Raw genomic sequence first — 22332 nt, 5'->3', positions numbered from 1 at the left:
CTTCTAAGCTGTCAGGCATCTCGCGAAACCGTGGCGAACGGTTGTGAGCAGAGCGTTCCTCTGATTGCGCATGACCTGCGTTAGCTGATTCCACCGTATTGGCCTAGAGGGAAACCGATGAGCATGCAGAACAAGCCGCAAATGGTTGAGGCCGTGATGTTCTTCAATGAGCGCGGTGGCGTCTGCAAACAGATGTTCTTTACCGAGTTCGAGGCCTTGCTCGATGGCGTGGTCAACATGCCGGAGTTCGCCGATCAGCAGACGCGCATTGCCTATGTGGCGATCAATCCGCGCCTGTTGATCCGTGCGGTGGTGTTTTTCTATCTGGATTTCGACGAGAAAGGCGCGCCGGACTCGGGCTGGAATATTCCCCTGCAGCATTTGTCCGAGCGTGCCGGGCGTGGCCCTGACCTTGGCGCCGGGCCGATTCGGCTGGCCTGCCGCAGTCAGTGCCCGGTTTCCTGGCACCAGATGCACCTGTGGGATCCGAACCTGGCACCTGGGCACAATGACCTGGTGTTGCTGCGTGACGCGGTCAAGCGCAACAACCTGGGTTTGCTGGTCGAGGATGACAGCCCCCAGGCGATTGCGCCCGAGCGCCTGCACATGGCGTCGGAAGACAAGTGGTATGCGCCCGATGCGGCCGCGGAAGTGGCCAGTAGAGTCACCGAGACGATGGACCAGGAGCATCGTCTGAAGACCGCGCAGCTGATCAAGCAGCAACGACTGCGCATCAGCAGCCTGAGCCGGCAGCACGAAGAGGAAGTGGCCAAGCTCAAGTTGGCCCATGAACAGCAAGGCGAAAGTCTCCAGGCGCAGGCGAGCGAGTTGCGTCTGGCATTGCGCCAACAAAAGGAGTTGAACGCCACCCTCAAGGCGCAACTGGCGGCTCAAGCGGCCAGCATGCAGTCGTTCCGCGAGGAAATGACCGAGCAGATGCGCGAGCTGGAACGCCATGATCGAACCGAAAGCGAGATCCTGCGAGTCCAGTTCGAGAATGAGCTGCAAGCCAAAATCGCCGCTGCGGTGGCCGAGTACAAAGAGCAAGTCGCCATTCGCGATGTCGAACTCGCCTACCGCAATGAACAGGACGCGCAGACGCACGAGGAAGTCGACCGGCTCAAGCGTGAGCGCGACGAACTGGCCGGGCAGGGCGGCGAGCAGATTCTCGAGCGTTTGGCCACGCTCGGTGTGGTCTTCGTGGTCTATCACCCCGGCGCCGGACACCTGACCATCCCCTTGCAGGACATTGGCAGCTATCGTGACAACCCCATGGCCTATGCGGCGGCCAAGTGTTTCGTTTCCGAAGTGCAGTACCGCCAGTGGCTGGCGCACTACCAGCAACCGAGTTGCGAGGCCGCGCTGCCCAGTGGCCAGCGTTGTGCCATCCCGATCGATCGGGTCGACACCCCGAGCCGTTTCACCGTCGGCAATTCCAACTGCTGCGAGCGGCATAAGGCCACTAGCCGCTTGCGCACCGTCGGTTAGGTCTTGCTCATTGACCCCGGCTGGGCGCCCAAGGCGCCGCTCGAGCCCTTGCATCTCGATTGGCTGGCGGCAGCCGATGTCGAGTTGGCAGTGTTGCGCCTGGATCTGATCGATCCACTGATCAGCGGCAACAAGTGGTTCAAGCTGGCGCCCTACCTGCAGGCGGCCTGCTCGGTCGGCGCCGCGGGACTGATCAGCCTCGGCGGCGCACATTCCAATCATCTGCACGCGCTGGCCGCTGCGGGCAAACGCTTCGACTTTCCCACGGTTGGTTTGCTCCGCGGTACGCCGCAGGACACGCCGACCGTGCGCGATCTGCAGCGCTTCGGCATGCAGCTGCACTGGCTCGGCTATGGCGGCTATCGAGCCCGCCATCAGCCGGATTTCTGGGATCCCTGGCGCGAACGCTATTGCACCCTGTATCCGGTGCCCGAGGGCGGCGGTGGGTTGCCCGGGGCCCTGGGTTGTAGCGGATTGGTGAGCCAGGTGCAGGAGCAGCTGAGTGAACTCGGCTGGGCGGATTATCACGGCTGGTGGCTGGCGGCAGGCACGGGAACGACCCTGGTGGGCCTGGTGCTGGGCGAGGCCGGCGCGCATCCGGTCTATGGTGCCGTGGCGGTACCCGCCGATCATGGCGTGGCGCACAACGTGCGAACGCTTCTCGACGAGGCACGGGCCACGGATGGCGGCTATCAGTTGCTGGACGCCAGTCGTGGCGGTTTTGCCAAGGTCGATGCGGCGCTGCTGGAGTTTCTTCGGGCCAGCGAGGCGGCCAGTGGGCTGGCATTGGAACCGCTGTATACCGCCAAGGCGCTAATGGCGTTGCGCCAGCGCGTCGAGGCCGGTTACTTTGAGCGTGGCACTCGTATGCTGTTCGTGCATACCGGCGGCTTGCAAGGGCGCGCCTCGGCGTTGCGCCAGTATGAGGCGGAGTATCAGCAGTTGTGAATAATCACTCGCAACGGCGCTGGCGATTTGCCCACCCTCCGAGTCTTGACCAGCGGAGCCTGGATATCCATGAGTGACCCCCTGAATCCCGAGCAGTTACGCAGTTTAACCCCGCTCAATGTGCTCTCCGAGCAGCAGTGGCGGGAGCTGCGCAGTCAGTTGGTACCGCGGCCGCTGCTGGCCGGGCAGCTGCTCTTTCGCCACGGCGACCGGGCGGGCCTGACCTACTACCTGCTTGCTGGGGAGTTGCTGATGCAGACCCCCGATGGCCAGCAGCAGCGTCTGGTCGCCGGCAGCGAGGCCAGTTGTCACCCGCTGTCGCCCGGCTTGCCGCGCTTGCATGAAGTGCGTGCCGCCACCGATGCCAGCCTGCTAGTGGTGGATACGGCAACGCTTGACCGGCTGCTGACCTGGCGCCTGGCCTACCAGGATTTGCTCCTCGAACTGGGTCATAACCATGCCGATGTGGAGTGGCTGGAGCGACTCCTGCAGAACCCCGTGTTCACCAAGGTACCGCCAAGCAATGTGCGCAGCATGCTCGAGCGTTTGCAGCGCATCGAGCTGGCAGCGGGCACAACCCTGTTGCGTGAAGGGGAGTCAGGCGATTGCTGTTATTTCCTCGAAAGCGGTCGTGTCGAAGTGATTCGCGGCGCCGGTAGCGAACAGCAGGTGTTGGCCGAGCTGGAGGTGGGCGCCTGCTTCGGTGAAGAGGCCTTGCTCGCCGATCGCCCGCGCAACGCCACGGTGACCCTGATCGAGGATGGCGTGGTGTTGCGCCTCGCTCGTCAGGACTTCTTCTCATTGCTCAAGGCGCCGGTGGTCGACGACGTTGCCCTGGGCGAAGCGGCGCGCCTGCTGGCGGCCGGCGCACAGTGGCTGGACGTGCGCCTGCAAGAGGAATACGAGCAGGCCCATGCCCTGGAGTCCCTGCATATGCCGTTGCAGCTGCTGCGCCTGAAGGCGCGACTGCTGGATAAGGCGCGCACCTATCTGTGCTATTGCGCCAGTGGCAAACGCAGTGCCAGTGCGGTGTTCTTGCTCGCGCAACTGGGCTTCAACGCTTACGCCCTGCGGAATGGCCTGGATGCTTTGCCGGCGGTGCAACGCGATGCCCTGCTGTGCGAAAGCGGCTCGGGTTACCTGGCGCGCTCCGGAGGACATACAGAGCGCAGCCGCTGATGGCGCTGACCTGGCTGGCCGGGCTCGACCTCAGTGGCTGAGGGTTGTCTTTGGCGCTAGTGCTCGGTGGGTTCAGCTATTGCCGACGGCCAGTCATCGCTGACCAGAAACACCCGCTCGACCTCCTGCCAGTCACCCTGCGGGCTGTGCTGCAGCCTCACCAGTAATTGCGCCTTGGCCTGCGGCTGCAGGGCGTGCAGCCAGGCTTGCAGGGTCTCGGCGGACCACCGTTCGGCAGGCTCGACTCGCGCCGGCGCCAGCCAGGCTGCTCGTGGCAAGGGCTGCCAGCAGCCATCGCTGTTCTGTGCGGCAAAACCCGGCCAGTCACGCCGGTGCAGCCAGCGGCCGGTCAAGTGCTGCGGGTTGGCCCCCAGGGGGGGCACACAAGGGTTCGGCCAGGGGTAGAACAAGTACCCGCCGAGCCAGAGCGCCGCCTGGGCCGCGCTCAGGTTGAGTTGCGCCAGCGCCGGACGTGCCTCGCCGCGTGCCGACATGGGCAACTGGTGCTGGCTGAGATGATCGAGCTTGATATCCAGGCGGTCATGGCAGCCCGGGCCGATCCAGTGGGCGAGTTCGGCACCGCTTTGCCGTTGCGGGCCGAGATAGAGTTTGATCGCCAGTTCCAGGTGGTGCACGCCTTCCTCGTCGCGCAACAGCAAGTCGAGTTCGCCGAGGGTCTGCCCGTTTTGGCGGATCGGCAGGTTGGCCGCCAGCAGTTCGATACCGGGGGCGGCGTGCAGGGCGAATTGCCAGAGGCGCTCGTAATACAGGCCCAGGCGCCGCACCGAACTCTGCGCCAGCCAGTTCAGCAAACTGCCTGGGTCGCGCTCGAGACTGATCAGCCAGTCGGCCAGCGTGCCAGGCGCGCGGCTCCACAGGCTGGCGCTGAACGGGTGGCGTTGTGGCCATGGTAGGCTGCTGAACAGCGGCGGTGACAGCAGCACCCAGGCCAAATCCCGCACCACGGGTTGGCGCAATTGCTGCTGCAGGTCGGTAAGCGCGGGAAAAGGCATCATCATTCGAGCATAGCGCCAAATCCTTGCGTGGCGGCTGGTCAGCGTTGGTGGTTTGGTTTGGTTAGGCGCAACTGCCGTGAGTTTGCCGCTGTCGCAGGCTTTCGCCCATAATCGAGACTCTCTAGATCCAGAGCCTGCGGGAGCACCATGGAGCAATTTCGAAATATCGGCATCATCGGCCGTCTGGGTAGCACCCAGGTGCTGGAGACCGTGCGTCGGCTGAAGCGGTTTCTGATCGACCGTCACCTGCATGTGATTCTCGAAGACACCATCGCCGAAGTGCTGCCCGGGCATGGCTTGCAAACCTCCTCGCGGAAAATTCTCGGCGAGGTCTGCGACCTGGTTATCGTCGTCGGCGGCGACGGCAGCATGCTCGGCGCGGCCCGCGCTCTGGCGCGGCACAAGGTGCCGGTGCTGGGGGTAAACCGCGGCAGCCTGGGCTTTCTCACCGATATTCGTCCAGATGAACTGGAACTCAAGGTCGCCCAGGTGCTGGAAGGCAACTACCTGACCGAGAACCGCTTCCTGCTGGAGGCCGAAGTGCGTCGGCATGGCGAAGCGATCGGTCAGGGCGATGCGCTCAACGACGTGGTGCTGCACCCGGGCAAGTCGACGCGGATGATCGAGTTCGAGTTGTTCATCGATGGCCAGTTCGTCTGCAGCCAGAAGGCCGACGGCCTGATCGTCGCCACGCCGACCGGCTCCACGGCCTATGCGCTGTCCGCCGGCGGGCCGATCATGCACCCCAAGCTGGATGCCATGGTCATCGTGCCGATGTACCCGCATACCCTGTCCAGCCGGCCGATCGTGGTGGATGGCAACAGCGAGCTGAAAATCGTCGTGTCCAAGGATATGCAGATCTACCCGCAGGTGTCCTGCGATGGCCAGAATCATTTCACCTGCGCCCCCGGCGATACCGTCACGGTAAGCAAGAAGCCGCAGAAGCTGTGCCTGATCCATCCGCTCGATCACAACTACTACGAGGTCTGCCGTGACAAGCTGGGTTGGGGCAGTCGGCTCGGGGGCGGGGGCGGCTGAATGCACCTCGATCCCGCACGTGGCTACGACCTGATTGGGGACATTCACGGTTGTGCACTGACCCTCGAACGCCTGCTTGATACCCTGGGTTATCGGCGCCAGGGCGGTGTCTGGCGACATCCACAGCGCATGGCGATTTTTCTCGGTGACCTGGTCGATCGCGGTCCGCGTATCCGTGAAGCCCTGCATCTGGTGCATGACATGGTCCAGGCCGGCGACGCGCTGTGCATCATGGGCAATCATGAATTCTATGCCCTCGGCTGGAGCACTCTGGCGGCGCCCGGCAGTGCTCAGCACTATGTGCGCGAGCACACGCCACGGCATGCCCGGCTGATCAAGGAGACCCTGGAACAGTTCGCGGCCTATCCCGCGGAATGGTCCGAGTTTCTCGCCTGGTTCTACGAGATGCCGCTGTTCATCGATGCCGGGCATTTCCGCGTGGTACATGCCTGCTGGGACGCCGAGCTGATCGAGCCGTTGCGCGCGCAGTTTCCCGACGCCTGCATCGACGAGCATTTCCTCCAGGCCTCGGCCGTGCCGGGCAGCTTTGCCAATACTGCGCTGGATCGTCTGCTGCGCGGCACCGACATGCGCCTGCCGCACGGCTTGACCTTGACCAGTGGCGAGGGGTTCACCCGGGCGCATTTTCGCACCAAGTTCTGGGAGGAAGACCCGCAGACCTACGGCGATATCGTGTTCCAGCCCGATGCCTTGCCGGCACTGGCCGCCCAAACGCCGCTGAGCGAACTGCAAAAGAACGAGCTGCTGCGCTATGGCGCCGATCAGCCACTGCTGTTCGTCGGCCACTATTGGCGCAGCGGCAAGCCGGCCCCGATCCGTCCCAACCTGGCCTGTCTGGATTACAGCGCCGTCTTGAATGGCAAGCTGGTGGCCTATCGGCTGGATCAGGAGAAGCGCCTGGATCCGCACAAGTTCGTCTGGGTCGACGTGCAGCGCTCGCAGGCACCGCAATGAGCCCGGTTGCCGCCTTGCGTCTGCCAATCCAGACCGATCTCACGGGTTTCATCGTCCTGTTGCGGCGCTTGCAGGTGCCGCACCGGGTTTCCGAGGAAGCGGGTGAGCAGGTGTTGTGGGTGCCGAACGAAGTGGCCGAGCAGGTGCGTGATCTGTATTTGCGCTTTCCGCAGGGCGACGCGGCGTTGCAGGTGCCAGCATCGCCGCAGGCCGCCGCGGGGTTTGTCCAGCAGTTTCGCGACAGCCCGCTGACGGCCGGAATGCTGGGGCTGACCCTGCTGGTGGCCGCGCTGACCGCGCTGGGCGACAACTTCGCGGCGATCCGCTGGTTGAGCTTTGTCGATTTCCGCATTCAGGGCGATTACATCTATTTCAGTTACCTGAGCGAAATGCTCGAGACGCGGCAGTGGTGGCGCCTGATCACGCCGATGCTGATCCATTTCGGCCTGCTGCACCTGACGATGAATGCGCTCTGGTTCTGGATACTGGGGCGGCGCATCGAGGCGCGCCAGGGTTCGTGGATGCTGCTCGGGCTGACGCTGCTGTTCAGCCTGGCATCCAACCTTGCCCAGTACAGCTTTTCCGGCCCGGCTCTGTTTGGCGGCCTGTCCGGCGTGCTCTACGGCATGCTGGGACACTGCTGGCTGTTTCAGCTGCTGGCGCCGAATGCCGAGTATCGCCTGCCGCGGGGCGTGCTGGTGATGATGCTGGCCTGGCTGTTGATCTGCATGACCGGCATCTTCGAACTGCTGCAGTTCGGCGCGATTGCCAATGCCGCCCATGTCGGCGGCTTGCTCGCCGGTTGCCTGACCGGCCTGCTCGGCGGCGCGCTGGCGCGTCGGCGTGCCGGCAGATGATTGCCAGACCTGCGCCAAGCGCTCGCGAGCGCCTGCCGTAGCCGGTAAACTGCGGCTTTGTATTCGGAGGTATCCATGTCGTCCTTTCTCCAAGCAATCGAAAATATCACCCCGGAGATTCACCAGAGCCTGAAGTTGGCCCTGGAAATCGGCAAGTGGCCGGATGGGCGCAAGCTGACCCCGGAGCAAAAAGAGCTGACGCTGCAGGCGCTGATCGCCTGGGAAGCTCGTAATCTCCCCGAAGATCAACGTATCGGCTATATGGGTGAACAGGCCTGCGGCTCCAAGTCCGAGCCGGCACCAAACCTGCTGTTCAAATCCACGGATGCCCTGCACTGATGGCCGAGTTGGCACGCGGTGCCCTGAGCAAGATGGCGGCGCGTCTGGATGCGCCTGTGCAGTACGCCTTTCGCCTGGACGATCAAGAGCTGGCGGTCAATCCATTGATCGGCAAGACCTTGCGCCTCGAGTACCTGGGCGCTATCCATTGCAGCCACTGCGGGCGCAAGACCAAGACCAGTTTCAGCCAGGGCTACTGCTACCCCTGCATGCAGAAGCTGGCCCAGTGCGATATCTGCATCATGAGCCCGGAACGCTGCCACTACGACGCCGGCACCTGTCGCGAGCCGAGCTGGGGCGAGCAGTTCTGCATGACCGATCACGTGGTCTACCTGGCCAATTCCTCGGGCGTGAAGGTCGGTATCACCCGCGCCACGCAGATTCCGACACGCTGGATGGACCAGGGCGCGAGCCAGGCGTTGCCGATTTTTCGGGTAGCCACCCGTCAGCAGTCGGGCTTCGTCGAGGATCTGCTGCGCACACAGGTCGCGGACAAGACCAACTGGCGCGCCTTGCTCAAGGGCGATGCCGCGCCGGTCGACCTGCCAGCGATTCGCGATCAGCTGTTCGCCAGTTGTAGCGCGGGGCTTACCGAGTTGCAGCAGCGCTTCGGCATTCAGGCGATCCAGCCGCTGAGCGATCAGCAGCCGGTGGACATTCGCTACCCGATCGAGGCCTACCCGGCCAAGATCACCAGCTTCAACCTGGACAAGAACCCGCTTGCCGAAGGCACCCTGCTCGGCATCAAGGGCCAGTACCTGATGTTCGACACCGGCGTGATCAATATCCGCAAATACACCAGCTATCAGTTGGCCGTCCACCAACTGGCCGTCTGACCACCACTTGCAGCTTGCGGCTTGACGCTTGCGGCTGCCTCGAAGAGGCCACCATGCGCACCGAACAACCGAAGATGATTTACCTCAAGGACTATCAGGCGCCGGACTACCTGATCGACGAGACGCACCTGACCTTCGAGTTGTTCGAGGATCACACGCTGGTGCATGCGCAGCTGGTGATGCGGCGCAATCCGGCCTGTGCGGCGGGCGGCCTGCCGGCGCTGGTGCTCGACGGCCAGGAGCTGGAACTGCTCAGCCTGTCCCTCGATGGTGAAACGCTGGCTGCCGGCGATTACCAGCTCGACGCCAGCCACCTGAGCCTGCAACCGAAGAGCGCCAGCTTCGTCATCGACAGCAGCGTGCGCATCCACCCGGAGCGCAATACCGCGCTGGAGGGGCTGTACAAGTCCGGCAGCATGTTCTGCACCCAGTGCGAGGCCGAGGGCTTTCGCAAGATCACCTACTACCTCGATCGCCCGGACGTGATGAGCAAGTTCACCACCACCCTGAGCGCCGAGCAGCACAGCTACCCGGTGCTGTTGTCCAACGGCAACCCGATTGCCAGCGGCCCGGAAGAAGGCGGTCGGCACTGGGCGACCTGGCAGGATCCCTTCATGAAGCCGGCCTACCTGTTCGCCCTGGTCGCCGGCGACCTCTGGTGCGTGGAAGACAGCTTCACCACCATGAGCGCGCGGGAAGTGGCGCTGCGCATCTATGTCGAGCCGGAAAACATCGACAAGTGCCAGCACGCCATGGACAGCCTGAAGAAGTCCATGCAGTGGGACGAGCAGGTCTATGGCCGCGAATATGACCTGGACATCTTCATGATCGTCGCGGTCAACGACTTCAACATGGGCGCCATGGAGAACAAGGGCCTCAACATCTTCAACTCCAGCTGCGTGCTGGCCAAGGCCGAGACCGCCACCGACGCCGCCCACCAGCGGGTCGAGGCGGTGGTCGCCCACGAGTACTTTCACAACTGGTCGGGCAACCGGGTGACCTGTCGCGACTGGTTCCAGCTGTCGCTCAAGGAAGGTTTCACCGTGTTCCGTGACGCCGAGTTCAGCGCCGACATGAACTCGCGCACGGTCAAGCGCATCGAGGACGTGGCCTACCTGCGCACTCATCAGTTCGCCGAGGATGCCGGCCCCATGGCCCATCCGGTGCGCCCTGAGGCTTTCATGGAGATTTCCAACTTCTACACCCTGACCGTCTACGAGAAGGGTTCGGAAGTGGTGCGCATGATCCGCACCCTGGTCGGCGCCGAAGGCTTCCGTCGGGGCAGCGACCTGTACTTCGAACGCCACGATGGTCAGGCGGTGACCTGCGACGATTTCATCAAGGCCATGGAAGACGCCAATGGCGTCGACCTGAGCCAGTTCAAGCGCTGGTACAGCCAGGGCGGTACGCCGCGTTTGGCCGTCAGCGAGGCTTACGATGGCGCCGCCAAGACCTACAGCCTGACCTTCAAGCAGAGCTGTCCGGCCACCCCGGGGCAGCGCGACAAGCAGCCCTTCGTGATTCCCGTGGAGTTGGGCCTGCTCGGCGCCCAGGGTCAGGCCCTGCCGTTGCGCCTGCAAGGTGAAGCCGCCGCCGGCGCGGCGTCGCGGGTGATCTCGATCACCGAGGCGGAGCAGGTGGTGACCTTTGTCGATGTCGCCGAACAGCCGCTGCCTTCGTTGCTGCGCGGCTTCTCCGCGCCGGTCAAGCTGAGCTTTCCTTATAGCCGCGATCAGTTGATGTTCCTCATGCAGCACGACGCCGACGGCTTCAACCGCTGGGAAGCCGGTCAGCAGCTGTCCGTGCAGGTGTTGCAGGAATTGGTCGGCCAGTATCAGCGCGGCGAGACCTTGCAGCTGGATCAGCGCCTGGTCGGCGCCCTGCGCAGCGTACTGGAGAACGCGTCGCTGGATCAGGCCATGGTCGCCGAATTGCTCTCGTTGCCGGGGGAGGCCTACCTCAGCGAAATCAGCGAAGTAGCCGATGTCGATGCCATCCATGGCGCCCGCGAGTTCGCCCGCAAGCAACTGGCCGACGCCCTGTTCGATCTGCTCTGGCAGCGCTACCAGGCCAATCGCGAGCTTTCGCGCCGCACTGCCTATCTTGCCGAGGCCGAGCACTTCGCCCGGCGCAGCCTGCAGAACATTGCGCTGTCCTACCTGATGCTCAGCGGTAAGCCCGAGGTGCTGGCGGCATGCCTGGAGCAATTGGAGGCGTGCGACAACATGACCGAGCGCCTGGCGGCTGTGGCCGTGCTGGTCAATTCGCCGTTCGAGGAGGAAAAAGCCAAGGCGTTGGCCAGCTTCGCCGACTTCTTCAAGGACAACCCCTTGGTCATGGATCAGTGGTTCAGCGTTCAGGCGGCTTGCAGCCTGCCGGGCGCCTTGGCGCGGGTGCAGCAACTGATGGAGCACCCGGCCTTTACCCTGAAAAACCCGAACAAGGTGCGCGCGCTGATCGGGGCGTTCGCCGGGCAGAACCCGGTCAATTTTCATCAGGTCGACGGCAGCGGCTACCGCTTCCTGGCCGATCAGGTAATTGCCCTGAATGCCCTCAACCCGCAGATCGCCGCGCGCCTGCTCGGGCCGTTAACCCGTTGGGGGAAGTACGACGACACGCGTCAGGCCCTGATGAAGGCCGAGTTGGAGAGGATTCTGGCGTCTGGCGAACTGTCCAGCGATGTGTTCGAGGTGGTCAGCAAAAGCCTGGCCTGACCCCGGCGGTGTCTGCCCTGGGCATATTGCCGGTTGCTGATCGGTACTGTGTTCCAGGCAAATGGCCTAGCAGCAGAGCTGCTGGGCTTGGCAGCTCTTTTTATGATCCGTGGACTCACCCGCGGCGCAAGCGTGCAGGTTGCGTGAGCGCACGCGCTCCTGCGGTCTGGAGCAGTTGTCGATCCCTGGGCGATCACTCGCCGCAGACCCTGCACCCTAGACTCACCGGCACAGCGCTGGCGGATGTCGCTGCGCGCCGATCGCAACGCCCTCGACGCTGGCCATATGCCCCACGAGGCAAGCGCCATCGTCTTCAGTCAGCCGATTGCGCATGACGGTTATGTCCACTCGAGGGCTCGGCGTCGCCGCCGCCCAGGTTGATGTTCGTGTAGTGTTGGCCAAAGGCCGCTACAGTGAAGGCGGCCTTGGTCCATCAGTCAGTCGAATAAGCTGTCAATCACGCGGCCTGGCCTTTAACAAAACATAACGTCACGCCGATTGTCAGGCCTTTCGAAAGCTCGCTAGCATAGGCGGTCTGTTAAAAAGCAGTACCACAATAACAACAAGGGGGAAGGTATATGAGTGAGCCCGTCAAGCGGCGCACCCAGGCCGGTCTGTTCAACGCACCGGCGTTGCGCTTCTACTCGCCGCTGGCTAAAGCGCTCTCGCTCTGCAGTGTGCTGTCCATGCTGTTTTTCGCTACCGCGCCATTGCAGGCGCAAGCCGCCACCGATGCCGCCGTCCGTTACTCGATCGAATCGCCGAAAGCCCAGCAAAAACTGCTGCTGGATGTCACCCGCGTTGGTCAGCGCTTGGTGGCCGTGGGTGAACGTGGCCATATCCTCTACTCCGACGACAACGCCGCCAGTTGGATCCAGGCCAAGGTGCCGACCCGACAGATGCTCACCGCGGTGTTCTTTATCGATGACCAGCACGGTTGGGCGGTTGGCCACGACGCTCAGATTCTCGCCAGTAACGATGGTGGTGCTACCTGGGTCAAACAGTTCGAGGACCTGGGCCGCGAGGCGCCGTTGCTTGATGTCTGGTTCAAGGATCGCAACAACGGTTATGCCGTAGGTGCCTACGGTGCGCTGCTGGAAACCACCGATGGTGGGGCGAACTGGGAAGACATCAGCGACCGTATTGATAACGAAGACGGTTATCACCTGAACGCCATCGTCGCGGTCAAGGGTGCCGGGTTGTTTATCGTTGGCGAACTGGGCGGCATGTTCCGTTCGGCCGATTGGGGGCAAACCTGGGAAACCATCCAGGGTCCCTATGAGGGCTCACTGTTTGGCGCTCTCGATACCAACGAAGTCGGTAGCCTGCTGGTCTATGGCTTGCGTGGCCATCTGTTCCGCTCCGCCGATTTCGGCGATACCTGGCAACGAATCGAGCTGAATACCCCGAATAACGGTCCGCTGGAGTTCGGCCTGGCCGATGGCAACCGACTCGCCGACGGCTCTATCGTGGTGGTTGGGCATGGCGGTACCGTGCTGAAAAGCAGCGATGACGGGCGCACCTTCAGTCTGCTCAATCGCGCCGACCGGCTCTCGCTGGCGGGCGTCACTGCATTGGATAACGGCAACCTGATTCTGGTGGGGCAGGGCGGCGTCCACGTCGCTTCGCCGACTGGCGCCGATCTGGGCCAACAATAATAAGCCGGGAGAGTTTGCATGAGTAAGCATCAACAACAACCTGCGTCTGTCCTCGAGCGGTTGATCTTCAACAATCGCCCGGCCGTCATTGTGCTGTGCCTGCTGATCAGCGTGTTTCTGTTCTATCAAGCGGCCCAGGTGCGTCCACAAACCAGCTTCGAGAAGATGATCCCGCTGGGCCATCCTTACATCCAGAAGATGCTCGAGCATCGCAATGACCTGGCGAACCTGGGTAATACCGTGCGCATCTCGGTGGAGGCGGTCGATGGCGACATCTTCACCAAGGAATACATGGAGACGCTGCGTCAGATCAACGACGAAGTGTTCTACATACCCGGTGTCGATCGTTCCGGCCTGAAATCGCTGTGGAGCCCGAGCGTACGCTGGACCGAGGTGACCGAAGAGGGCTTCGCCGGTGGCCCGGTGATTCCGCAGACCTACGACGGCTCCAGCGACAGCCTGGAGGATTTGCGCAGCAATATCCTCAAGTCCGGGCAGGTCGGCCGCCTGGTGGCGAACAACTTCAAATCGAGCATCGTCGATGTGCCGCTGCTGGAGGCCTACCCTGATCCCGAGGATCAGAGCAAGCTGCTCCCGCTGGACTACCAGAAGTTCTCCCACGAGCTGGAAGAGAAGATTCGCGAAAAGTACCAGGCGCAAAACCCCAATGTGAAAGTGCACATCATCGGGTTCGCCAAGAAAGTGGGCGATCTGATCGATGGGCTGGTCGGCGTGGCCTTGTTCTTTGCTGTGGCCATTGCTATCACCTTTGCCCTGCTGTTGTGGTTCACCAAGTGCTTCAAGAGCACCATGGCGGTGGTCGTAACCACCCTGATCGCGGTGATCTGGCAGTTGGGCTTGCTGCATACCCTGGGCTTCGGTCTGGACCCCTATTCGATGCTGGTGCCGTTTCTGGTCTTCGCCATCGGTATCTCCCACGGGGTGCAGAAGATCAACGGTATCGCCATCGCCTCGGGGGAGGCGACCAGTCCGCTGTCCGCCGCACGCATGGCGTTCCGCCAGCTGTTCATTCCCGGCTTGGTCGCCTTGCTGTCGGATGCGGTGGGTTTCATTACCTTGTTGCTGATCGATATCGGCGTGATCCGTGAGCTGGCCATCGGTGCGTCGATGGGCGTGGCGGTGATCATCCTGACCAACCTGATCCTGCTGCCGGTGATGATTTCCTACATCGGCATCAGCAAGAAGGCGGTCAGGATCAGCCGTGAAGATGCGGCCAAGGATCATCCGATCTGGCGTCTGATTTCCAACTTCGCCCACCCGATGGTGGCGCCGGTGTCCGTGCTGATTGCGGTGGTGGCCCTGGCCGGTGGCGTCTGGTATGGCCAGAACCTGAAGATCGGTGACCTCGACCAGGGCGCGCCCGAGCTGCATCCGGACTCGCGCTACAACCTGGATAATGACTTCGTCATCCGCAACTACTCGACCAGCTCCGATGTGCTGGTGGTGATGGTCAAGACTGCACAGGAAGGCTGTTCGACCTACCAGACCCTGTCGGCCATGGACCAGCTGATGTGGACGATGGAAAACACCGCAGGCGTGCAGTCGGCGATCTCCATGGTCACGGTGTCCAAGCAGGTGATCAAGGGCATGAACGAGGGCAACCTGAAATGGGAAACCCTGTCGCGTAACCAGGACGTGCTGAATAACTCGATTGCACGTGCCGACGGTCTGTACAACGCCGATTGCTCGGTAGCGCCGGTGCTGGTGTTCCTCAACGACCACAAGGCGGAAACCCTGGAGCGTGCGGTTGCAGTGGTCGAAGACTTCGCCAAGGAAACCAACAAGGAAGGCCTGGAGTTTATCCTGGCAGCCGGTAACGCCGGCATCGAAGCGGCCACCAACGAAGTGATCGCCGCGTCGGAGACCACCATGCTGGTCGCGGTCTATGTCGCGGTGAGCTTCATGTGCCTGCTGACCTTCCGCTCGATTGCCGCCACCCTCTGTGTGATTCTGCCGCTGGTGTTGACCTCGGTACTGGGCAATGCGCTGATGGCCTACATGGGCATCGGCGTCAAGGTGGCAACCCTGCCGGTAATCGCGCTGGGCGTCGGCATCGGTGTCGACTACGGCATCTATATCTACAGCCGTCTGGAGACCTACCTGCGTCAAGGGCTGTCGTTGCAGGAGGCCTACTACGAGACCCTCAAGTCGACCGGCAAGGCCGTGCTGTTCACCGGGGTATGCCTGGCGATCGGCGTGGCGACCTGGATCTTCTCGGCAATCAAGTTCCAGGCCGACATGGGCCTGATGCTGACCTTCATGTTCCTCTGGAACATGATCGGCGCGATCTGGCTGCTGCCGGCGCTGGCACGCTTCCTGATCAACCCGGAGAAGCTGCGTAACAAGGCCTGATAGCCAGACGCAACACTGAAAAACCGCGGCCTTTGGGTCGCGGTTTTTTTATGTTGTTCGTCTTCTCAGTGAGGGGGAAATTGCCCACCGCCGGCAGGGGGCAAGGCAAGGTGCGCTGGCCGTGTGCCTAAGCTTGCCGCTGGGGATTGCGCTCAGTCGACAAACAGATCAGGGATCAGCGTGCCGCCCGCGGGATCGAAACGGTACTGCTCGAACTCGCTTTGGCCCTGTTCGCGCAGGATGTCTTCGTCGATCAACAGGCGTCCGCTGATGCTGCGTCCGCTGCTGACCAGGATGGCGTAGGCGGCGTCGGCCATGATCGCCGGGGTGCGCGCGCGTTTGAAGGCGTCGCGGCTACCCAGTTCGAACTCGATGGCGGCGGTGGCGATCATGGTCTTGGGCCACAGTGAATTGACGCTGATGGCGTATTTCTTGAATTCCTCGCTCATGCCCAGGGTCAGCATGCTCATGCCGTACTTGGTCACGGTGTAGGGGCCGTGCTGGGCGAACCACTTGCTGTCCATATTCAGCGGCGGCGACAGATTGAGGATATGGCCGCCGGCGCTGGTTTTCAGGTACGGCAAGGCGGCCTGGCTGCAGACCATCACCGCCCGGGTGTTGATCTGGAACATCAGGTCGAAGCGCTTGGGTTCCAGGTGCTCGACGCCGACCAGCTTGATCGCGCCGGCGTTATTGATCAGGCCATCGATGCCGCCAAAATGCTCGGCGGCCCGGGCCATAGCGACCTTTACCGCAGCCTCGTCGCGCACGTCCAATTGCACGGCCAGGGCCTTGCCGCCAGCGGCTTCGACCTCGGCGGCCACCGAATGGATGGTCCCCGGCAGCTTGGCATGGGGCTCGGCACTTTTCGCCGCGATGACGATATTGGCACCATCGCGAGCGGCGCGCAGGGCGATCTCGCGGCCGATGCCACGGCTGGCGCCGGTGATAAACAGGGTTTTGCCTTGCAATGACATGAGCGTGCTCCCGAATTGTTATGGGGGGTTGGTGGGAGGCGCTTTAGCCGCGACAAGCTGTGCAGCCGTTGCGGTTAAAGCGGATCAGCGCCCGGCCCCTCCCACGGGATGCAGTCAACTTTCGCTGGCTTCGATCTCCACCAGCAACTGACGGTTCTTCACCTGATCGCCCTGTCTGACGTCAACTCGCCGGACCACGCCATCGATATTGGCTTTGAGCGAGTGTTCCATCTTCATCGCCTCCAGCACCAACAGCAGTTGACCCTTGCTGACCGGGCTGCCTTGCTCGACCAGTACCTCGACAATCGCCCCATCCATGGGCGCCTTGACGCTGCCGCAGCCGGCATCGGCGGCGCTACTGGCCGGCAGGTGGGTGATATCGGTGAATTCCAGGTTGCCATCATGGCCATACAGCCAGAGCTTGCCACCGTCCAAATGATAGGCCAGGCGCTGGCGAATGCCATCCAGCTCCAGGGTGGCCCAGCGGCCGTCGCATGCCAGCAGCTTGAGGTCGACCGACTGCCCGCCGACCTTGGCCAGCAGGCCGGGTTGCGCACCGTCGGCCAGCACCGTCAGTTCGACGCTATGCTGCTGCTCACCCTGTTCCAGGACAAAGCGCCAGGGCGCGTTGCCGGCATTGCGCCAGCCGGCCAGGCTGCTTTGGTGGGCACGCGTGTTGGCCGATTGCTGATAGAGCAGGGCGGCTGCCACGGCCAGCTCGCTGGCCGCCGGCGGCTGCGGGCTCAGGCTCGGGTCCGCAGCAAAATGTTCGGCGATAAAGGCCGTGGTGGCGTTGCCGGCGGCGAATTCGGGATGCTTCAGCAGGTTGGCGAGAAAGCGCTGGTTGCCGTTGATCCCCAGCAGCACGCAGTCCTCCACCGCGCGCAGCAGTTTGCGTCGGGCTTCGTCGCGGGTCGCGCCATAGGCGACGACCTTGGCCAGCATCGGGTCGTAGAACGGGGTTATGGTCTGGCCTTCGAGCAGGCCGTGGTCGATACGAATGCCGTCGCGCAAGGCCGGCTCCCAACGCAGCACCTGACCGGTCTGCGGGAGGAAATCACGACTCGTATCCTCGGCATACAGGCGCACTTCCATGGCGTGGCCAGTGAGGCGAATGTCCTGCTGCTTGAGCGGCAGTGGTTGGCCGGCGGCTGTGCGAATCTGCCAGGCCACCAGGTCCTGGCCGGTGACCAGCTCGGTGACCGGATGCTCGACCTGCAGGCGGGTGTTCATTTCCAGAAAGAAGAACTCGCCGCTCTGATCGAGCAGAAACTCCACGGTGCCGGCGCCGACATAGTCGACCGAGGCGGCCGCCTTGACCGCCGCCTCGCCCATGGCCTGACGCAACTCGGGCGTCATCAGCGGGCAGGGCGCTTCCTCGACCACCTTCTGGTGGCGGCGCTGCACCGAGCAGTCGCGCTCGCCGAGGTAAACGATGTTGCCGTGCGCATCGCCGAACACCTGGATTTCCACATGGCGCGGCTGGATTACCGCCCGTTCGAGAATCAGTTCGCCGCAGCCGAAGGCGTGCTGCGCCTCGGAGCGGGCGGTGCGGATCTGCGCCAGCAACTCGGAGGCTGCATGGACCAGGCGCATGCCCCGGCCACCGCCTCCGGCGCTGGCCTTGATCATCAGCGGGAAGCCGATGTGCCCGGCTGCACGACTCAGGCTCTGGTCGTCCTGCTCGGCCCCTTCGTAGCCCGGGATGCAGGGCACGCCAGCCTCGAGCATGGCCAGCTTCGACAGGCGCTTGCTGCCCATCAGGTGGATGGCCTCCACGCTCGGGCCGATAAACACGATGCCGGCGGCCTCGCAGGCGCGAGCGAAGTCGGCGTTTTCCGAGAGGAAACCGTAGCCGGGGTGAATCGCATCGGCGCCGGTTTTCTGTGCAGCCGCGATGATCGCGTCGATCTGCAGATAAGACCGGTTGACCTGGGCCGGGCCGATACACACCGCCTGGTCGGCTTCCTGCACATGGCGCGAATCGGCATCGGCCTCGGAATAGACCGCCACGGTGCGGTAGCCCAAATCCTTGGCGGTGAGCATCACCCGGCAGGCGATTTCCCCACGGTTGGCGATCAGAATCTTGTTGAAGGCGGGCATCTGGGGCTCCTGCTTGGTCGTAAGCCTGGCGATCAGGTTGTGCGTGGGAGGGGCCGGGTTATTCAGCGGCCCATGTGGGCGCGCGTTTCTGCACAAAGGCCAGGGTGCCCTCGACACCTTCGGCACCGCTGACTGCGGCGGCGAACTGTTCGGCGGCGCGGTCCAGCAGCGGGCCAAGGGCTTGGTTTTCTGCGCCCAGCAACAGTGCCTTGGTCTGGGCGTTGGCCTGGGGCGCGCACTGGCGTACCTGGCTTAGCACCTCGGCCAGTCTGTGCTCCAGGGCGGCCTTGTTCGCTTCGCTGAAGTGCACCAGGCCCAGACGCGCGGCTTCGCTGCCGTCGAAGCGGGCGGCGGTGAGGGCCAGGCGACGGGTCTGGGTCAGGCCGATGCGTCGCACCACAAAGGGCGCGATCTGCGCCGGTAGAATGCCCAGGCTGGTTTCCGGCAGACCGAACTTGGCGTCCTGCTGGCAGATGGCGATATCCGATACGCAGGCCAGGCCCATGCCGCCGCCGAGTACCGCGCCTTCCAGCACGGCGATCAGCACTTGGGGCGTGTGCTGGGCTTGTTCCAGCAGGCTGCCGAAGGCGCGGTTCAGCGCTCGATAGGCATCGCCTCCGGCCGCACGGGCGCCGGCCATATCCTTGATATCGCCGCCAGCGCAGAAGTGCCCGCCGGCACCGCGCAGCACGATGGCGCGCACGCTCAGATCGCCCTGCACGGCCGCCAGCACCGCGCGCAGCTCAGTGACCATGGCCAGGCTCATGGCATTGCGGCTGTCCGGGCGGTTGAGGGTGAGGTGCAGCACGCCATCGACCTGTTCCAGCAGCAGGGTTGCGCAGTTCGGTAATTGCATATTGGTGTCCTGATGCAAGGTGAACGCAGGATGGGTTGAGGCGCGTAGCGTCGATACCCATCATGGCTGGTTGATGGGTATCGCTGCGCTCAACCCATCCTACGGTCGTCTGGCTTTAGCTCTTCTTTTTACCCGGCAGAATGCCCATCAGCTTGCAGATGATGCCCAGCATGATCTCGTCGGCACCGCCGCCGATGCTCACCAGGCGCACGTCGCGGTAGGCGCGGGCGACCGGGTTGTCCCACATGTAGCCCATGCCGCCCCAGTACTGCAGGCAGCTGTCGGTGACCTCGCGACCGAGGCGGCCGGCCTTGAGCTTGGCCATGGAGGCCAGGTTGGTGACGTCCTTACCGCATATGTACTGCTCGGTGGCCTGGTAGACCAGGGCGCGCAGGCATTCGACTTCGGTCTGCAGTTCGGCCATGCGGAAGTGGATGACCTGGTTGTCGATCAGCGCATTGCCGAAGGTCTTGCGCTCCTTGCAGTAGGCGATGGTGGCCTCGATGCAGTGCTCCAGGCCCTTGATCATGTTGGCCGCGCCGAACAGCCGCTCTTCCTGGAACTGCAGCATCTGCATCATGAAGCCGGCGCCTTCATGGCCGATGCGGTAGCGCTGTGGCACGCGCACATCGTCGAAGAACACCTGGGCGGTTTCCGAGCTGCGCATGCCGAGCTTGTCCAGGTGCGGGCTGACACTGATGCCGGGCGTGTTCATCGGCAGCACGATCAGCGACTTGTTGACGTGCGGCTTGTCGTCCGAGGTATTGGCCAGCAGGCAGATAAAGTCGGCGGAGGGCGAGTTGGTGATCCACATCTTGCTGCCGTTGATCACATAGTCGTCGCCGTCTTTCCTGGCGCTGGTCTTCAGCCCGGCCACGTCCGAGCCTGCCCCGACTTCCGAGACGCCGATACAGCCGACCATCTCGCCGGCGATGGCCGGGCGGAGGAATTGTTCGCGCAGTTCATCGGAGCCGAAGCGCGCCAGCGCCGGGGTGCACATGTCGGTCTGCACGCCGATGGACATGGGAATGCCGCCGCAGATGATGGTGCCGAACTCTTCGGCGGCGACGATCGAATAGCTGTAGTCCAGGCCCATGCCGCCGAATTTTTCCGGCTTGGAGATGCCCAGCAGACCGAGGTCGCCGGCTTTCTTGAAGATCTCGTGGATCGGGAAGCGGCCGTCCTTTTCCCACTGTTCGACATGCGGATTGATATCCCGCTCGACAAAATTGCGCACCGTGCGACGCAGCTCTTCGTGTTCCTGGGTGAAGATCATTGTTGTTGTTCTCCGTATCGGATGGGCTCGGTAGGGCGGGTGCGTCCCGCCAATCCTGTGGCGGGTTGCACCCGCCCTACGTTCAGAATCGGGCAACGCCAAAGCTGTTGGATTTAAGCGGCCGTAGCGCGGCCTCGGCGCAGATATCCAGCAGATAGCCGAGCAGCTTGCGCGTGTCGCGGGGGTCGATCAGGCCGTCGTCCCACAGGCTGGCGGTGCCATACAGGGCGGTGGACTGGCTGTCGAGTTTCTGCGCGGTGACCTGTTCGAGCATGTCGAGCATCGCAGGGTCGGCCTGCCTGCCTTGCTTGGCGTGCTTGTCCTCGGTGACGATGCGCAGCACCTTGCCGGCCTGGGCGCCGCCCATGACGGCGGTCTTGCTGTTGGGCCAGGCGAAGATAAACCGCGGGTCGAGGCCGCGGCCGCACATGGCGTAGTTGCCGGCGCCGTAGGAACCGCCGACCACTATGGTCAGCTTGGGTACAGTGGCGTTGGCCACCGCCTGGATCATCTTCGAGCCGTGCTTGATCACGCCCTGTTGTTCCGCCTCGGTGCCGACCATAAAGCCGGTGGTGTTGTGGAAGAACAAAATCGGCGTGTTGCTCTGCTCGCACAGCTGGATGAATTGCGCCGCCTTGGCCGCGCCCTGCGGGGTGATCGGCCCGTTGTTGCCGATAAAGCCGCAGGGCTGGCCCTCGATCTGCAGGTGACCGCACACGGTCTGGTTGTCGAACTCGTTCTTGAAGTCGAGAAAGACCGAGCCGTCGGCGATGCGGGCGATGATCTCGCGCACGTCGTAGGGTTTCTTCGCATCCGCCGGCACCAGGCCGAGCAGTTCTTCGACCGGATAGAGCGGCTCGCTATAGGCCTTGGCCGGGCGCGCGGGCAGTTGGGCATTCCATGGCAGCATGGCGACAATCTCGCGGGCGATGCGCACACCATCGGCGTCGTTTTCCGCCAGGTATTCGGCGGTGCCGGCGACCTGGGCGTGCATCTCCGCGCCGCCGAGTTGCTCGTCGGTGGCGATCTCGCCGGTGGCGGCTTTCAGCAGTGGCGGGCCGGCGAGGAACAGCTTGGCCTTGCCACGCACCACCACCACGTAATCCGACAGCCCCGGTTGATAAGCCCCGCCGGCGGTGCTGGAACCATGCACCACGGTGATCTGCGGCAGGCCCATGGCCGACATGCGCGCCTGGTTGGCGAAACCGCGCGCGCCCTCGACGAAGATCTCGGCGGCGTAGTTGAGGTTGGCGCCGCCGCTTTCGGTCAGCGCCACTACCGGCAGTTTGTTCTCGAAGGCGATCTGTTGCAGGCGCAGGGTCTTCTTCAAGCCGCTGGGGCTGATGGTGCCGCCCTTGATCGCGCTGTTGCTGGCGCTGACCAGGCAGCGCACCCCGGCGATATAGCCGATACCGGAAATAATGCCGCCGCCGGCCTGGCTGCCGTCCTTGTCGTCGTGCAGCCGGTAGCCGGCCAGCGAGGACAATTCGAGGAAGGGGGCGCCAGGGTCGAGCAGCAGGTTGAGGCGTTCGCGCGGCAGCAGCTGGCCGCGCTTTTCGAACTTGGCCTTGGCTTCAAAGGCCTTGTTCAGGCAGTTCTGTTCGATTTCGCGAAAACGGGCCACGGCGGCGAGCATGGCCTCACGGTTGTTGGCGAAGTCTTGGCCATGCACGTCGATAGCGGATTGGATAACCGGCAT

17 protein-coding genes are annotated in these 22332 nt (G+C 63.3%); 11 read left to right on the top strand and 6 right to left on the bottom strand.

From position 1 onward, the window contains the following. Positions 1–117 precede the first annotated feature (117 nt). The 3 genes from PH586_RS05575 to PH586_RS05565 all read left to right on the top strand — a co-directional run bounded on the left by PH586_RS05575 (position 118) and on the right by PH586_RS05565 (position 3615). Positions 118–1488: a coiled-coil domain-containing protein gene (locus PH586_RS05575; RefSeq protein ID WP_271346787.1), complete on the top strand. Its 1371-nt coding sequence runs from the start codon at positions 118–120 to the stop codon at positions 1486–1488. Positions 1489–1491: 3 nt separating this feature from the next. Next, complete coding sequence (locus PH586_RS05570; protein ID WP_271346786.1) at positions 1492–2436, top strand: 1-aminocyclopropane-1-carboxylate deaminase/D-cysteine desulfhydrase; 945 nt, start codon at positions 1492–1494, stop codon at positions 2434–2436. A 69-nt stretch (positions 2437–2505) separates the two neighbouring features. Then, entirely contained in the window at positions 2506–3615 is a 1110-nt protein-coding gene (locus tag PH586_RS05565) for a cyclic nucleotide-binding domain-containing protein (protein WP_271346785.1), read from the top strand. Between the two features lie 56 nt (positions 3616–3671). Here the strand turns inward: PH586_RS05565 and PH586_RS05560 are convergent, their stop codons facing one another. Then, entirely contained in the window at positions 3672–4631 is a 960-nt protein-coding gene (locus tag PH586_RS05560) for a DUF1853 family protein (RefSeq protein WP_271347055.1), read from the bottom strand. 147 nt (positions 4632–4778) lie between these two features. Between PH586_RS05560 and PH586_RS05555 the strand changes: the two genes are divergently transcribed. The 8 genes from PH586_RS05555 (at position 4779) to PH586_RS05520 (ending at position 15421) form a co-directional block, all read left to right on the top strand. Next, complete coding sequence (locus PH586_RS05555) at positions 4779–5669, top strand: NAD(+) kinase (protein WP_271346784.1); 891 nt, start codon at positions 4779–4781, stop codon at positions 5667–5669. After that, complete coding sequence (locus PH586_RS05550) at positions 5670–6644, top strand: metallophosphoesterase (RefSeq protein WP_271346783.1); 975 nt, start codon at positions 5670–5672, stop codon at positions 6642–6644. Then, positions 6641–7501 (top strand): rhomboid family intramembrane serine protease, encoded by an 861-nt coding sequence (locus PH586_RS05545; protein WP_271346782.1) that lies wholly within the window; start codon positions 6641–6643, stop codon positions 7499–7501. The genes PH586_RS05550 and PH586_RS05545 overlap by 4 nt, the downstream gene beginning before the upstream one ends. Positions 7502–7576: 75 nt before the next feature. Beyond that, complete coding sequence (locus PH586_RS05540) at positions 7577–7840, top strand: YeaC family protein (protein WP_238041619.1); 264 nt, start codon at positions 7577–7579, stop codon at positions 7838–7840. Further along, positions 7840–8676 (top strand): DUF2797 domain-containing protein, encoded by an 837-nt coding sequence (locus PH586_RS05535; RefSeq protein ID WP_271346781.1) that lies wholly within the window; start codon positions 7840–7842, stop codon positions 8674–8676. The genes PH586_RS05540 and PH586_RS05535 overlap by 1 nt, the downstream gene beginning before the upstream one ends. Positions 8677–8729: 53 nt before the next feature. Beyond that, positions 8730–11390 (top strand): aminopeptidase N, encoded by a 2661-nt coding sequence (gene pepN / locus PH586_RS05530; protein WP_271346780.1) that lies wholly within the window; start codon positions 8730–8732, stop codon positions 11388–11390. A 578-nt stretch (positions 11391–11968) separates the two neighbouring features. Then, positions 11969–13048: a WD40/YVTN/BNR-like repeat-containing protein gene (locus PH586_RS05525; protein WP_271346779.1), complete on the top strand. Its 1080-nt coding sequence runs from the start codon at positions 11969–11971 to the stop codon at positions 13046–13048. Positions 13049–13066: 18 nt separating this feature from the next. Beyond that, entirely contained in the window at positions 13067–15421 is a 2355-nt protein-coding gene (locus PH586_RS05520) for an efflux RND transporter permease subunit (RefSeq protein ID WP_271346778.1), read from the top strand. A gap of 152 nt (positions 15422–15573) precedes the next feature. Here the strand turns inward: PH586_RS05520 and PH586_RS05515 are convergent, their stop codons facing one another. The 5 genes from PH586_RS05515 to atuC form a co-directional block, all read right to left on the bottom strand. Next, on the bottom strand, positions 15574–16398 hold the full coding sequence (locus PH586_RS05515) for an SDR family oxidoreductase (RefSeq protein ID WP_271346777.1): 825 nt from the start codon (positions 16396–16398) through the stop codon (positions 15574–15576). A 114-nt stretch (positions 16399–16512) separates the two neighbouring features. Further along, positions 16513–18501 (bottom strand): acetyl/propionyl/methylcrotonyl-CoA carboxylase subunit alpha, encoded by a 1989-nt coding sequence (locus PH586_RS05510; protein WP_271346776.1) that lies wholly within the window; start codon positions 18499–18501, stop codon positions 16513–16515. Between the two features lie 58 nt (positions 18502–18559). Then, the gene (locus PH586_RS05505; protein ID WP_271346775.1) at positions 18560–19357 is read right to left on the bottom strand and encodes an enoyl-CoA hydratase/isomerase family protein; all 798 of its coding nucleotides are present in this window, start codon (positions 19355–19357) and stop codon (positions 18560–18562) included. 115 nt (positions 19358–19472) lie between these two features. Continuing rightward, the gene (gene atuD, locus PH586_RS05500) at positions 19473–20633 is read right to left on the bottom strand and encodes a citronellyl-CoA dehydrogenase (protein ID WP_271346774.1); all 1161 of its coding nucleotides are present in this window, start codon (positions 20631–20633) and stop codon (positions 19473–19475) included. Between the two features lie 82 nt (positions 20634–20715). Further along, positions 20716–22332 carry a geranyl-CoA carboxylase subunit beta gene (atuC, locus tag PH586_RS05495; protein WP_271346773.1) on the bottom strand — a complete coding sequence of 539 codons (1617 nt, stop codon included), beginning with the start codon at positions 22330–22332 and terminating at the stop codon, positions 20716–20718.

This window comes from Pseudomonas aestuarii, assembly GCF_027988105.1.
In the GTDB taxonomy this organism is placed as follows: domain Bacteria; phylum Pseudomonadota; class Gammaproteobacteria; order Pseudomonadales; family Pseudomonadaceae; genus Aquipseudomonas; species Aquipseudomonas aestuarii.
Note: the sequence above shows the minus strand (reverse complement) of the source record. Positions and strands in the feature narration are given on the sequence as shown.

What these genes read in the sequence shown, in the direction of transcription:
- PH586_RS05575 (WP_271346787.1), top strand. Translation starts at nt 118, where the DNA reads ATGAGCATGCAGAACAAGCCGCAAATGGTTGAGGCCGTGATGTTCTTC.
- PH586_RS05565 (WP_271346785.1), top strand. Translation starts at nt 2,506, where the DNA reads ATGAGTGACCCCCTGAATCCCGAGCAGTTACGCAGTTTAACCCCGCTC.
- PH586_RS05560 (WP_271347055.1), bottom strand. Translation starts at nt 4,631, where the DNA reads ATGATGCCTTTTCCCGCGCTTACCGACCTGCAGCAGCAATTGCGCCAA.
- PH586_RS05555 (WP_271346784.1), top strand. Translation starts at nt 4,779, where the DNA reads ATGGAGCAATTTCGAAATATCGGCATCATCGGCCGTCTGGGTAGCACC.
- PH586_RS05550 (WP_271346783.1), top strand. Translation starts at nt 5,670, where the DNA reads ATGCACCTCGATCCCGCACGTGGCTACGACCTGATTGGGGACATTCAC.
- PH586_RS05545 (WP_271346782.1), top strand. Translation starts at nt 6,641, where the DNA reads ATGAGCCCGGTTGCCGCCTTGCGTCTGCCAATCCAGACCGATCTCACG.
- PH586_RS05540 (WP_238041619.1), top strand. Translation starts at nt 7,577, where the DNA reads ATGTCGTCCTTTCTCCAAGCAATCGAAAATATCACCCCGGAGATTCAC.
- PH586_RS05535 (WP_271346781.1), top strand. Translation starts at nt 7,840, where the DNA reads ATGGCCGAGTTGGCACGCGGTGCCCTGAGCAAGATGGCGGCGCGTCTG.
- pepN (WP_271346780.1), top strand. Translation starts at nt 8,730, where the DNA reads ATGCGCACCGAACAACCGAAGATGATTTACCTCAAGGACTATCAGGCG.
- PH586_RS05525 (WP_271346779.1), top strand. Translation starts at nt 11,969, where the DNA reads ATGAGTGAGCCCGTCAAGCGGCGCACCCAGGCCGGTCTGTTCAACGCA.
- PH586_RS05520 (WP_271346778.1), top strand. Translation starts at nt 13,067, where the DNA reads ATGAGTAAGCATCAACAACAACCTGCGTCTGTCCTCGAGCGGTTGATC.
- PH586_RS05515 (WP_271346777.1), bottom strand. Translation starts at nt 16,398, where the DNA reads ATGTCATTGCAAGGCAAAACCCTGTTTATCACCGGCGCCAGCCGTGGC.
- PH586_RS05510 (WP_271346776.1), bottom strand. Translation starts at nt 18,501, where the DNA reads ATGCCCGCCTTCAACAAGATTCTGATCGCCAACCGTGGGGAAATCGCC.
- PH586_RS05505 (WP_271346775.1), bottom strand. Translation starts at nt 19,357, where the DNA reads ATGCAATTACCGAACTGCGCAACCCTGCTGCTGGAACAGGTCGATGGC.
- atuD (WP_271346774.1), bottom strand. Translation starts at nt 20,633, where the DNA reads ATGATCTTCACCCAGGAACACGAAGAGCTGCGTCGCACGGTGCGCAAT.
- atuC (WP_271346773.1), bottom strand. Translation starts at nt 22,332, where the DNA reads ATGCCGGTTATCCAATCCGCTATCGACGTGCATGGCCAAGACTTCGCC.